Here is a 12590-nt window from a genome sequence, read left to right on the forward strand (position 1 = left end):
ACGAAGGCCGGTTTTTTCATGCACGCAGCAATTACAGCTTGCCAGCGTTCTCGCTCAGGTAGGCAGCAACGCCTTCAGGCGAAGCGTTCATGCCCTTGTCGCCTTTTTTCCAGTTGGCAGGGCACACTTCGCCGTGCTCTTCGTGGAACTGCAGAGCGTCAACCAGGCGCAGCAGCTCGTCCATGTTACGGCCCAGGGGCAGGTCGTTGACGATCTGCGAACGGACAACACCGTTGGTATCGATCAGGAAGGCACCACGGAAGGCCACGCCGCCTTCGGACTCGACGTCGTAGGCTTTGCAGATTTCGTGGGTCATGTCGGCAGCCAGGGTGTACTTCACCTGACCGATGCCGCCGTTGTTGACCGGGGTGTTACGCCAGGCGTTGTGGGTGAAGTGCGAGTCGATCGACACACCGATCACTTCCACGTTGCGCGCCTGGAAGTCAGGGATGCGGTTGTCCAGGGCGATCAGCTCGGACGGGCAGACGAAGGTGAAGTCCAGCGGGTAGAAGAACACCAGGCCGTACTTGCCCTTGATGGCCGAGGCCAGGTTGAAGCTATCGACGATCTCGCCATTGCCCAGCACGGCCGGAACGGTGAAATCGGGGGCTTTCTTACCAACGAGTACGCTCATTGTAATCTCCTGATGAGGGTGAAAAACCGTTTGCCGGGCCAGACGGGCTTGCCCGACATCCAACAAAGGCCGACCATCATACACGGCTTCTCATGACAGGCCGACTCCGTCGACAAAGCGACCACCGGTCGCTCAAGCACAGCACCCTCAGAAAGATCTTTGACAAGCATTCTCATTAACATTAAGCTCCAACCCATCGACCCAACCAGCGATGGTCAGCCCTTATGTATGTGTGTCTTTGTGTCGGCGTTACCGACGGACAGATCCGCGATGCGATCTATGAAGGATGCTGCAGTTACAAGGAAGTGCGAGCCGCCACCAATGTCGCCAGCCAGTGTGGGAAATGCGCCTGCGTGGCCAAGCAGGTGGTCCGCGAGACCCTGACCGAGCTTCAGGTCAGCCAGGCGGCCTTGCCCTACCCCGTCGAATTTACCGCTGCCTGAACGCAGAATTTCAAGAACCGGACCTGGTGTCCGGTTTTTTTATGCCCGCAATTCAACAAGTTAGCGTTGCAACGCGGTTCACAAACATTCTTATTCCTATTAATTTTCACTTAGTATTCAAGAACTTAGGTTTGACACACCTAAGTATCGGGCTCAAACTTCAGTGGATTGACACACTTCTACAGGGCAGGAACCCGACATGAAAGGCGACGTAAGCGTCATCCAGCATCTCAACAAGATCCTCGGAAACGAGCTGGTCGCGATCAACCAGTACTTCCTGCACGCACGCATGTACGAAGATTGGGGGCTGAACAAACTCGGCAAGCACGAGTACAAAGAATCCATCGATGAAATGAAGCACGCTGACAAACTGATCAAGCGTATTTTGTTCCTCGAAGGTATTCCTAACGTTCAGGACCTGGGCAAACTGCTGATCGGCGAGCACACCAAGGAAATGCTCGAGTGTGACCTGAAGATTGAACAGCAAGGCCTGGTCGACCTGAAGGCCGCCATCGCCCATTGTGAAACCGCTGGCGACTTCGGCTCGCGTGACGTGCTCGAAGATATCCTCGAGTCCGAGGAAGAACACATCGACTGGCTGGAAACCCAACTGGGGCTGATCGACAAGATCGGTATCGAGAACTACCTGCAGTCGCAGATGGGCGAAGAGTAACTATTCGCCCCATAAAAAAAAACCCGCTGATCGCGGGTTTTTTTATGCTTGCCGGAAGATCAGGCTTCAGAAGCCTTGGCCTTGGCAGCCGCGTCCTTGATCAGGGTTTGCAGCTCACCCTTCTCGAACATTTCCAGCATGATGTCGCTGCCGCCAACCAGCTCACCGGCTACCCACAGTTGCGGGAAGGTCGGCCAGTTGGCGTATTTTGGCAGGTTGGCGCGAATTTCCGGGTTCTGCAGGATGTCGACGTAGGCGAACTTTTCGCCACAACCCATCACGGCCTGCGATGCACGCGCAGAGAAGCCGCACTGCGGGGCATTCGGCGAGCCTTTCATGTAAAGCAGAATGGTGTTGTTGGCAATCTGCTCTTTGATCGTTTCGATGATATCCATGTAGCACCTCGGCTGAACTATCCGACACAGTCGTCGGCACGGTGTCGCATTGTATCGGAAAGCCGAGCGCCGTGCTCGGCCTTGCCGTTCCTCAAGCGGCCTCGACCTGCACGGGTACGCCATTGAGCGCAGCGTTTCCGGAAACCTGGTCCCGAAAGCGCTCATCGGTCAGGTCATTGGCACTCACGCCGGGTTGCGCCAGGGCGATCTGCAGGTGCACGCCGTGACGACCATGACCATAACCATGGGGCAAGCTGACCACACCGGGCATCATGTCCTCGCAGGCCTGCACCTCGACCTCCAGTGAGCCAGTACGCGAACGGATGCGCACGCGCTGGCCATCCTGCAGTTGCCGCTGCTGCAAATCTTGCGGGTGCATCAACAACTGATGCCGTGGCTTGCCTTTCACCAGGCGATGGAAGTTGTGCATCCACGAGTTGTTGCTGCGCACATGACGGCGCCCGATCAGCAGCAGCTCGCCCGGCACTGGGGGCGTCATTTGCGCCAGGCGGTGCAAGTCGTCCAGCAAGACCTGAGGGGCTGCTTCGACAGCCTTGCTGGCGGTCGCCAGGCGCCCAGCGAGGTTGCTGCGTAACGGCCCCAGGTCAAGCCCGTGCGGGTGATCGTCCAGTGTTGCCAGGGAGAGCCGCCAGGGCGTTGCTTCACCATAGCGCCCTTTGCGCAGGGCTTGATCAATCATCTGCGCAGGCGACCAGGTCGGCTTCAACGCCAACTCGGCACGCTTGGCAAACGCCTGGGCCAGGCCGACGAAGATCTCCCAGTCATGCAGTGCCCCCTCCGGCTTGGCCAGGATCGCCCGGTTGAAGCGCGTGACATTGCGCACTGCCAGCAAGTTGAAGGTGCTGTCGTAATGGTCGTTCTCCAGCGCTGAGGTGGAGGGCAGGATCAAGTCGGCATGGCGGGTGGTTTCGTTGATGTAGAGATCGATACTGAGCATGAACTCCAGACCCTCCAGCGCCGTATCCAGCTGGCGGCCGTTAGGCGTGGACAACACAGGGTTACCGGCAACGGTCACCAGGGCGCGCACCTGCCCTTCGCCCGGTGTTTGCATTTCCTCGGCCAGGGCAGCCACCGGCAGCTCGCCGCCATACTCGGGCAAACCCGACACACGGCTCTGCCAGGCGTTGAAATGGCCGCCCGAGGTGGTTGCCACCAGGTCGACGGCAGGCTCCGTGCACAACGCGCCGCCTGTGCGGTCGAGGTTGCCGGTCACCAGGTTCACAAGTTGCACCAGCCAGTGGCAAAGGGTACCGAATGCCTGGGTCGAGACGCCCATGCGGCCGTAGCACACGGCCTGCCCGGCAGCAGCGAAGTCGCGTGCCAGCTGGCGAATATCCGCTGCAGCAATACCACATTGGGCGCTCACGGCCTCGGCACTGAACGGCGCAATGGCCTCGCGCACCTGCTGCAGGCCGTTGACCGGCAAGTGCGAGCCCCGTGCCAGGCCCTCTTCGAACAATGTGTTGAGCAAGCCGCACAACAGGGCTGCATCACCACCGGGGCGTATGAACAAATGGCTGTCAGCCATTGCCGCCGTTTCGCTACGCCGCGGGTCAACCACCACCAGGCGCCCACCACGCGCCCGCAGGGCCTTAAGGCGCTTCTCCACGTCCGGGACGGTCATGATGCTGCCATTGGAGGCCAGCGGGTTGCCGCCAAGAATCAGCATGAACCCCGTGTGGTCGATGTCCGGAATCGGCAGCAGCAGCCCATGCCCATACATCAAGTGGCTGACCAGGTGTTGGGGCAACTGGTCCACTGAAGTGGCTGAGAAACGGTTACGGGTCTTGAGCAGGCCTAGAAAGTAGTTGCTGTGGGTCATCAAGCCGTAATTGTGCACGCTCGGGTTGCCTTGGTAGACCGCCACGGCATTGCGCCCATGGGCTTGCTGGACCGCCCACAATTTTTCGGCTGCCAGTGCGAAAGCCTCATCCCAGCCAATGGCCTGCCAATGCTCGCCGACTCGCTTGTGGGGCTGACGCAGGCGATCCGGGTCGTTCTGGATGTCCTGCAACGCCACGGCCTTGGGGCAGACATGGCCACGGCTGAACGGGTCCAGGGGGTCGCCCTTGATCGAGCTGATCAGCGCCCGCCCGTCCTCCTCATGGCTGACTTCGATGTTGAGCCCGCAGATCGCTTCGCACAGGTGACAGGCACGGTGATGCAGGGTCTTGGTCATGGCCGCCTCTGCCTTGTTGTTGTCGAACAGTGACTATGCGCCCGCCCCCGCCCTGCGGCCAGTGCGCTTCGCCGCGTGAATCCACCGACATCAGGCGCACGATTTACGACAGCCATTTGCCAAATTGCCAGCAAGCCGTGTACAACCGTCTGTAGCAAATAAAGAACAGCACGGGCCAACGGGTAAAGACACCCTTTGCAATACCCTTTGCGATCACCCCGCTTTTCCCCCCTTGGCTTCAGGCGACATTTACTTATAGTATTGCGCCTTTCCCTATTTCGTCCGCCCCGTGCGGCTTACGCCGCAGGTCACCCCCGTTGTCAAAAAAAACCATACGGTCGACCTGCATACCGTTGCAGATAAGGTAGTCACTCATGAGCGCTAGGCACTTTCTCTCCCTGCTGGACTTCACCACCGACGAATTGCTCGGGGTGATCCGCCGCGGCATCGAGCTGAAGGACCTGCGCAAGCGAGGCGTGCTGTTCGAACCGCTGAAGAACCGTGTGCTAGGCATGATCTTCGAAAAGTCCTCGACCCGTACCCGTGTGTCGTTCGAGGCCGGCATGATCCAGCTCGGCGGCCAGGCCATCTTCCTGTCGCCCCGCGACACCCAGCTGGGCCGCGGCGAGCCAATTGGTGACAGCGCCATCGTGCTGTCGAGCATGGTTGATGTGGTGATGATCCGGACCCACGCCCACAGCACCCTGACCGAGTTCGCCGCCAAGTCGCGTGTGCCCGTGATCAACGGCCTGTCCGACGAATCGCACCCGTGCCAACTGCTGGCCGACATGCAGACCTTCGTTGAACACCGCGGCTCGATTCAGGGCAAGACCGTGACCTGGATCGGCGATGGCTTCAACATGTGCAACTCCTATATCGAAGCCGCCAGGCAGTTCGATTTCCAGCTGCGCATCGCCTGCCCCGAAGGCTATGAGCCGGATCAACGCTTCATGGCACTGGGCGGCGACCGCGTGCAGATCATCCGGGATGCCAGGGAAGCTGTGCGTGATGCACACCTGGTGGTCACCGATGTCTGGACTTCCATGGGTCAGGAGGAGGAAACTGCACGGCGCCTGGCGCATTTCGCGCCTTACCAGGTCACCCGCGAACTGCTCGACCTGGCTGCACCCGATGTCCTCTTCATGCACTGCCTGCCCGCCCACCGTGGCGAGGAAATCAGCCAGGACCTGCTCGACGACCCACGTTCGGTCGCCTGGGACGAGGCTGAAAACCGCCTGCATGCACAGAAGGCGCTTCTCGAATTCCTTGTAGAACCGGCTTACCACCACGCATGAGTCAACCCCTACTGCTCAACCTGCGCAACCTCGCCTGCGGCTATGGCGACCAGCGCATCGTCCAGAACCTCAACCTGCACCTGAACGCAGGCGACATCGGTTGCCTGCTGGGTTCATCCGGTTGTGGCAAGACCACCACCCTGCGCGCCATCGCCGGTTTCGAGCCGGTGCACGAAGGTGAAATCCACCTGGCCGGTGAGGTCATTTCCCGGGCTGGCTTCACCCTGGCCCCGGAAAAGCGCCGCATCGGCATGGTATTTCAGGACTACGCACTGTTCCCGCACCTGACCGTGGCGCAGAACATTGCCTTTGGTATCGCCAAACACCCACGCCAGGCGGCCGTCATCGAAGAGATGCTGGAGCTGGTCAAACTCGGCGGGCTGGGCGGGCGTTACCCGCATGAGCTGTCCGGCGGCCAGCAGCAACGTGTCGCCCTGGCCCGGGCGCTGGCGCCCGAGCCGCAACTGCTGCTGCTTGACGAGCCATTCTCCAACCTCGACGTGGAGCTGCGCCGGCGCCTGAGCCATGAGGTTCGCGACATTCTCAAAAGCCGCGGTACCAGCGCCATTCTGGTCACCCATGACCAGGAAGAAGCCTTTGCCGTCAGCGACCAGGTCGGCGTCTTCAAGGAAGGCCGCCTGGAACAGTGGGACACGCCCTACAACCTTTACCACGAACCGCAGACGCCATTCGTGGCGAGTTTCATCGGCCAGGGGTACTTCATCCGTGGGCAAATGAGCAGCCACGAGGCGGTCAATACCGAAGTGGGTGAGCTGCGCGGTAACCGCGCCTACATCATGGCGCCGGGCAGCTCGGTGGATGTACTGCTGCGCCCGGATGATATCGTGCATGCACCTGGCAGCGCGCTCATGGCGAACATCGTGGGCAAGAGTTTCCTTGGGGCATCCACGCTCTACCGCCTGCAGTTGCCCACCGGTAGCCAGCTCGAAGCGATCTTCCCTAGCCATAACGACCACGAGATCGGTGAGAATGTGGAGATTGCAGTGAAGGCCGATCACCTCGTGCTATTCCCGGTACCGGGTAGCGTTGCGGCACAGTTGCCACGCCAGGAGAATGGCGTGCGTCGATACAGTTCGGCGACTTGACTTCAGAACCAGAGGGCCGCTTGGCGGCCCCCTGTTCTCAGCCTCGACCAATCCCGGCAAACGTGCCCTGCGTATACTCCGCCAGCACCGCCGCGGCCAACTCCACTTCCAGGCCACGCCTGCCGGCGCTGACATGGATAGTTGCAAAATTCTGCGCCGAGTCATCAATAAAGGTCCGCAGGCGCTTCTTCTGCCCCAGCGGGCTGATGCCGCCCACCAGGTAACCGGTCGCCCGCTGCGCCGCTGCCGGGTCGGCCATCTCGCACTTTTTTACCCCGGCAGCATGGGCCAGGGCCTTGAGGTCCAAGGTCCCCACCACAGGCACAACCGCTACCAGCAATTCCCCTTTCTCGCTGCTTGCCAGCAACGTCTTGAACACCTGTTGCGGGTCGAGCCCGAGCTTTTCTGCCGCCTCCAGGCCATACGACGCCGACTTCGGGTCATGTTCATAACTGTGCACACGATGCTCGGCACGGTGCTTCTTCAACAGGTCTAGGGCGGGGGTCATGCAAGGGCTCCAGTCAGGGACGACTCGGCGGCTACTTTAGGACAATTCCCACATCCCAGCCACCGCACCGCAATCGCGCGCGTCTAGTACAGGGATCAGCAGCTGATTCTAGCGACCATATCGTGACTGACCGTTCACTTTCGACCTTTGACATCAGCGTTTCTTGTCTATATTTTTTCGTTTCTGAATAAGCGGTGCACTTATAAGGTGCATTTCCTACATCACCCGGGGTCAATGGGGATAGACACCGGGTTTTGCTGTCGAGCGCCACGCGCCTCACAACAAAAAAAACGAGGTCATACATGACGACTGCTCTGCGCCAACCCACACTGTCCAGCCAATGCCTGGCCGAGTTTCTCGGCACCGCCCTGCTCATCTTCTTCGGTACCGGCTGCGTCGCCGCGCTCAAGGTGGCCGGCGCCAGCTTCGGGCTTTGGGAAATCAGTATCATCTGGGGCGTGGGCGTCAGCATGGCCATCTACCTCACCGCCGGTATTTCCGGTGCGCACCTGAACCCAGCCGTGAGTATCGCCCTCACACTGTTCGCAGGGTTCGACAAGCGCAAGCTGCCCTTCTACATGCTGGCCCAGGTATGCGGCGCATTCTGTGGCGCAGCACTGGTCTACACGCTGTACAGCAATCTGTTCTTCGATTTCGAACAAGCCCACGCCATGCTGCGCGGTAGCGAAGGCAGCCTGGAGCTGGCCTCGGTGTTCTCCACCTACCCGCACCCGTCGCTGTCCACCAGCCAGGCGTTTCTGGTTGAAGTGGTGATCACTGCCATTCTGATGGCCGTGATCATGGCCCTGACCGACGACAACAACGGCCTGCCGCGCGGCGCCATGGCCCCGCTGCTGATCGGCCTGCTGATTGCAGTGATTGGCAGCGCCATGGGCCCATTGACTGGCTTTGCGATGAACCCGGCCCGCGATTTCGGGCCAAAACTCATGACCTTCCTGGCCGGTTGGGGCGAAATCGCCTTCACTGGCGGGCGGGATGTTCCCTATTTCCTGGTTCCGGTATTTGCACCGATCCTTGGCGCCTACTTGGGTGCAGCGAGCTATCGCGGCCTGATTGCACGCAACCTGCCAATGGCGCCCGCCGCGACCCCTGAGACAAATGACATTCGCCAGGGCGATACTCAAGCCAATTGATGCCACCATCACGCACAGCCCTGACCCCCTATTCTTGCAAGGCCTACGACCATGACAGACACCCAGGATAAGAACTACATCATCGCCCTGGACCAGGGTACCACCAGTTCGCGGGCGATCATTTTCGACCGTGACGCCAATGTTGTAGGTACCTCCCAGCGCGAGTTCGCACAGCATTACCCGCAGGCGGGCTGGGTCGAGCATGACCCGATGGAGATTTTCGCCACACAAAGCGCGACCATGGTCGAGGCCCTGGCCCAGGCGGGTATCAGCCACGCCCAGGTCGCCGCGCTGGGCATTACCAACCAGCGCGAAACCACGGTGGTATGGGACAAGGAAACCGGGCGCCCGGTGTACAACGCCATTGTCTGGCAGTGCCGCCGCAGCACCGAGATCTGTGCTCAGCTCAAGCGTGACGGCCATGAAGACTACATTCGTGAAACCACCGGCCTGGTCACCGACCCGTATTTCTCCGGCACCAAGCTGAAATGGATCCTCGACAATGTCGACGGCGCCCGTGAACGCGCCGAGCGTGGCGAACTGCTGTTCGGCACCATCGACACCTGGCTGATCTGGAAGTTTACGGGTGGGAAGGTTCACGTCACCGACTACACCAATGCCTCGCGCACGCTGATGTTCAACATCCACAGCCTGCAGTGGGACGACAAGCTGCTGGAAATCCTGGGCATCCCGCGGCAGATGCTGCCTGAGGTGCGCCCATCCTCGGAAGTGTACGGCCACACCAAGAGCGGCATAGCCATCGCCGGTATCGCCGGCGACCAGCAATCGGCACTGTTCGGCCAGATGTGCGTGGAGCCGGGCCAAGCCAAGAATACCTACGGCACTGGCTGCTTCCTGTTGATGAACACGGGCGACCAGGCGGTGAAGTCGTCCCACGGCCTGCTCACGACCATTGCCTGCGGCCCGCGTGGTGAGGTGGCCTATGCACTGGAAGGCGCGGTATTCAATGGTGGCTCTACCGTGCAATGGCTGCGTGACGAACTGAAGATCGTCAACGACGCCCTGGATACCGAGTATTTCGCCAGCAAGGTCAAGGACAGCAATGGCGTGTACCTGGTGCCAGCCTTTACCGGCCTGGGTGCCCCGTACTGGGACCCGTATGCCCGTGGTGCGTTGTTCGGCCTGACACGTGGCGTGAAGGTAGACCACATCATCCGCGCCGCACTGGAGTCCATCGCCTACCAGACCCGCGATGTCCTCGACGCCATGCAGCAGGACTGTGGCCAGCGCCTGTCCGAGCTGCGCGTGGACGGTGGTGCCGTGGCCAACAACTTCCTCATGCAGTTCCAGGCCGACATCCTCGGCACCTGCGTGGAGCGGCCGCAGATGCGCGAAACCACGGCGCTGGGCGCCGCCTATCTGGCAGGCCTGGCCTGTGGCTTCTGGAGTGGCCTGGACGAGCTGCGCGACAAGGCGATCATCGAGCGTGAGTTCAGCCCGCAACTGGACGAAACGCAGAAAGAAAAGCTGTATGCCGGCTGGAAGAAGGCGGTCGAGCGTACCCGTGACTGGGAAGATCACGAGGCATGATAGCTGTTGGGGCCGCCATGCGGCCCCAATCGTCTACTGGCCGTCATCCCCTTCCTACGGCATCATTGCAGAATTTGTCCGGCAGCCCCAAAGGACCGCCCATGAATCTGCCCCCCCGCCAACAACAAATCCTCGAACTGGTACGCGAACGCGGCTATGTCAGTATCGAGGAAATGGCGCAGCTGTTCGTTGTCACTCCCCAGACCATCCGACGCGACATCAATCAGCTTGCCGAGCTCAACCTGCTGCGCCGTTACCACGGCGGCGCAGCTTACGACTCGAGCATCGAGAACACCGCCTACGCCATGCGTGCCGACCAGATGCGTGACGAAAAGCAGCGCATTGCCGACGCCGTAGCCCGGCAGATTCCCGACCATGCGTCGCTGTTCATCAACATCGGCACCACCACCGAATCGATCGCACGGGCGCTGCTCAACCACAGCCACCTGAAAGTCATCACCAATAACTTGCATGTGGCGGCGATCCTGGCCGCCAAGGACGATTTCGAAGTGCTGGTGGCAGGTGGCACGGTGCGCCGAGATGGTGGTGTCGTCGGCCAGGCCAGTGTCGATTTCATCAACCAGTTCAAGGTCGACTTCGCCCTGGTGGGCATCAGCGGTATCGACGAGGATGGCAGCCTGCTCGATTTCGACTATCAGGAAGTGCGGGTGTCGCAAGCCATCATTGCCAATGCCCGGCAAGTGATCCTCGCCGCCGACTCCAGCAAGTTCGGGCGCAATGCCATGGTGCGCCTGGGCTCGATCGACCTGGTCGACTGCCTGGTGACCGACCGGACACCAACCCCGGCCCTTACCCAATTGTTGAACCAGAACAAGATCAGGCTTGAGGTGGTCTGAGGGCTGGTGGGTGCATGCCGCCAGACTTTTGGTGTCTGCGTGAGCAAGCGCCCCCTCACCCAAGCCGTACCCCCTGAATTTTCGTAAATGTTCACTTCATTGTCATTTGATCAGTTTTTTCTATAGAGACTGACTGGCGACCGGCGTTCTGTTGCGCTAATATTTTCGCAAACGAACATCAATGTTCACATTCGATGTGAACAGCCTCAGGAGGCCTTGCCCGTGTCCCAGCCAGTTTCGTCCCAGCCCCCAACAGCCAACTGCTATGACCTTGCCGTAATCGGCGGTGGCATCAATGGCGTGGGCATCGCTGCCGACGCCGCTGGTCGCGGCTTGAAGGTCTTCCTTTGCGAAAAAGACGACCTGGCCCAACACACGTCGTCAGCCAGCAGCAAACTGATTCACGGTGGCCTGCGCTACCTGGAGCACTACGAATTTCGTCTTGTACGCGAGGCCCTGGCTGAACGCGAAGTGCTGCTGGCCAAGGCGCCCCACATCGTCAAACCTATGCGCTTCGTGCTTCCGCACCGCCCGCACCTGCGCCCTGCATGGATGATCCGCGCCGGCCTGTTCCTCTACGACCACCTGGGCAAGCGCAAGCGCCTTGGCGCCTCGCGCAGCCTGCGCTTTGGCCCGGGCTACCCGCTGAAGCCGGCAATCACCCGCGGCTTCGAATACGCCGACTGCGCTGTCGATGACGCCCGCCTGGTAGTACTCAACGCCATGGCGGCCCGTGAGCTTGGCGCCCATATCCGCACCCGCACCCGCTGCTTGCGCGCCGAACGTGTAGAGGGCTTGTGGCAGGTAGAGCTACAGCACGCCGATGGCAGCCTCCAGACGATCCATGCCCGCGCGCTGGTCAACGCCGCCGGCCCGTGGGTGGCCAGCTTCATCAAGGACGACCTCAAGCTCGATGCGCCTTACGGCATCCGCCTGATCCAGGGCAGCCACATTATCGTGCCGCGCCTGTATGAAGGCGAACATGCCTACATTCTGCAGAATGAAGACCAGCGCATCGTCTTCTGCATCCCGTATCTGGACCGCTTTACCCTGATCGGCACCACTGACCGGGAATACAGCGGCGACCCGGCCGCGGTCGCCATTACCGAGCAGGAAACACATTACCTGTTGAAGGTCGTCAACGAGCACTTCAACCACCAACTGAGCCAAGCCGACATCCTGCATACCTACTCCGGCGTTCGGCCGCTGTGCAACGACGAGTCGGACAACCCTTCGGCGGTGACCCGGGACTACACACTCGCCCTTTCGGCAGAGGTTGGCCAGGCACCGCTGCTGTCGGTGTTCGGCGGCAAGCTCACCACCTACCGCAAGCTGGCCGAATCGGCCATGGCTGAACTCAAGCCCTTCTTCACTCAGATGCGCGCCCCCTGGACCGCCAGTGCGCCACTACCGGGCGCAGAGGGCATGACAACGGTACAGGCGCTGATCGATGCCGTACTGGCACGTTGCGGCTGGTTGCCTGTCGACCTGGCCAAACGCTGGGTGCTCACCTATGGCAGCCGTGTGTGGCGACTGCTCGATGGCGTTCACGGCCCCGAAGACCTCGGGCAGGCTATCGGGGCCGGGCTGTTCACCCGTGAGGTGGACTACCTGCTGGAGGAGGAATGGGCTGAGCAAACCGCTGACATTATCTGGCGCCGCACCAAGCTGGGCCTGTCGCTGACCGCACAGGAGCAGATGGCCCTGGAGGCGTATCTGCAGCAAGCCCGCAAGGTGCGGGCGAATAGCCGCGCAGCCTGATACCTACGGTGAA

Annotated in this window: 12 protein-coding genes; 8 read left to right on the top strand and 4 right to left on the bottom strand. The window is 60.7% G+C overall.

Annotated elements, in window-relative coordinates; genetic code table 11:
• Positions 1-31: 31 nt before the first annotated feature.
• Positions 32-634 carry a peroxiredoxin gene (locus tag ACF8FB_RS01145; protein ID WP_003254945.1) on the bottom strand — a complete coding sequence of 201 codons (603 nt, stop codon included), beginning with the start codon at positions 632-634 and terminating at the stop codon, positions 32-34.
• Positions 635-858: 224 nt separating this feature from the next.
• On the opposite strand from ACF8FB_RS01145, the gene ACF8FB_RS01150 reads away from it, so the two are divergent.
• Together ACF8FB_RS01150 and bfr are read left to right on the top strand one after the other, a co-directional pair.
• On the top strand, positions 859-1077 hold the full coding sequence (locus tag ACF8FB_RS01150; RefSeq protein WP_003254947.1) for a bacterioferritin-associated ferredoxin: 219 nt from the start codon (positions 859-861) through the stop codon (positions 1075-1077).
• Positions 1078-1276: 199 nt separating this feature from the next.
• Positions 1277-1750 carry a bacterioferritin gene (gene bfr, locus ACF8FB_RS01155; protein WP_003254948.1) on the top strand — a complete coding sequence of 158 codons (474 nt, stop codon included), beginning with the start codon at positions 1277-1279 and terminating at the stop codon, positions 1748-1750.
• Positions 1751-1809: 59 nt separating this feature from the next.
• Here bfr and grxD read toward each other — a convergent pair whose 3' ends face one another.
• Positions 1810-2145, bottom strand: coding sequence for a Grx4 family monothiol glutaredoxin (grxD, locus tag ACF8FB_RS01160; protein ID WP_010952251.1), 336 nt, complete (start codon positions 2143-2145; stop codon positions 1810-1812).
• A 91-nt stretch (positions 2146-2236) separates the two neighbouring features.
• Positions 2237-4345 (bottom strand): molybdopterin-dependent oxidoreductase, encoded by a 2109-nt coding sequence (locus tag ACF8FB_RS01165; RefSeq protein ID WP_010952250.1) that lies wholly within the window; start codon positions 4343-4345, stop codon positions 2237-2239.
• A gap of 374 nt (positions 4346-4719) precedes the next feature.
• Between ACF8FB_RS01165 and argF the strand changes: the two genes are divergently transcribed.
• Both argF and ACF8FB_RS01175 read left to right on the top strand, forming a co-directional pair.
• Positions 4720-5640: an ornithine carbamoyltransferase gene (argF, locus tag ACF8FB_RS01170; protein ID WP_003254953.1), complete on the top strand. Its 921-nt coding sequence runs from the start codon at positions 4720-4722 to the stop codon at positions 5638-5640.
• Positions 5637-6746, top strand: coding sequence for an ABC transporter ATP-binding protein (locus ACF8FB_RS01175; protein WP_010952248.1), 1110 nt, complete (start codon positions 5637-5639; stop codon positions 6744-6746). Before argF ends, ACF8FB_RS01175 begins: the two co-directional genes overlap by 4 nt.
• 37 nt (positions 6747-6783) lie before the next feature.
• Here ACF8FB_RS01175 and ybaK read toward each other — a convergent pair whose 3' ends face one another.
• A complete protein-coding gene (gene ybaK / locus ACF8FB_RS01180) occupies positions 6784-7254 on the bottom strand; it encodes a Cys-tRNA(Pro) deacylase (protein ID WP_003254957.1) in 471 nt (156 codons plus the stop codon).
• Positions 7255-7556: 302 nt separating this feature from the next.
• Here ybaK and ACF8FB_RS01185 point away from each other — a divergent pair, with 302 nt between their 5' ends.
• The 4 genes from ACF8FB_RS01185 (at position 7557) to glpD (ending at position 12577) form a co-directional block, all read left to right on the top strand.
• Positions 7557-8408, top strand: coding sequence for an MIP/aquaporin family protein (locus ACF8FB_RS01185; protein ID WP_392510859.1), 852 nt, complete (start codon positions 7557-7559; stop codon positions 8406-8408).
• A 51-nt stretch (positions 8409-8459) separates the two neighbouring features.
• Positions 8460-9959, top strand: a complete 1500-nt coding sequence (gene glpK, locus ACF8FB_RS01190) for a glycerol kinase GlpK (RefSeq protein ID WP_060495345.1) — start codon at positions 8460-8462, stop codon at positions 9957-9959.
• A gap of 101 nt (positions 9960-10060) precedes the next feature.
• Positions 10061-10816: a DNA-binding transcriptional repressor GlpR gene (glpR, locus tag ACF8FB_RS01195; RefSeq protein WP_010952246.1), complete on the top strand. Its 756-nt coding sequence runs from the start codon at positions 10061-10063 to the stop codon at positions 10814-10816.
• A 222-nt stretch (positions 10817-11038) separates the two neighbouring features.
• Positions 11039-12577 (top strand): glycerol-3-phosphate dehydrogenase, encoded by a 1539-nt coding sequence (gene glpD / locus ACF8FB_RS01200; protein WP_020190708.1) that lies wholly within the window; start codon positions 11039-11041, stop codon positions 12575-12577.
• The last annotated feature ends 13 nt before the right edge of the window (positions 12578-12590 follow it).

Origin of the sequence: Pseudomonas sp. yb_2 (genome assembly GCF_043103905.1) — a bacterium.
GTDB lineage: Bacteria > Pseudomonadota > Gammaproteobacteria > Pseudomonadales > Pseudomonadaceae > Aquipseudomonas > Aquipseudomonas alloputida.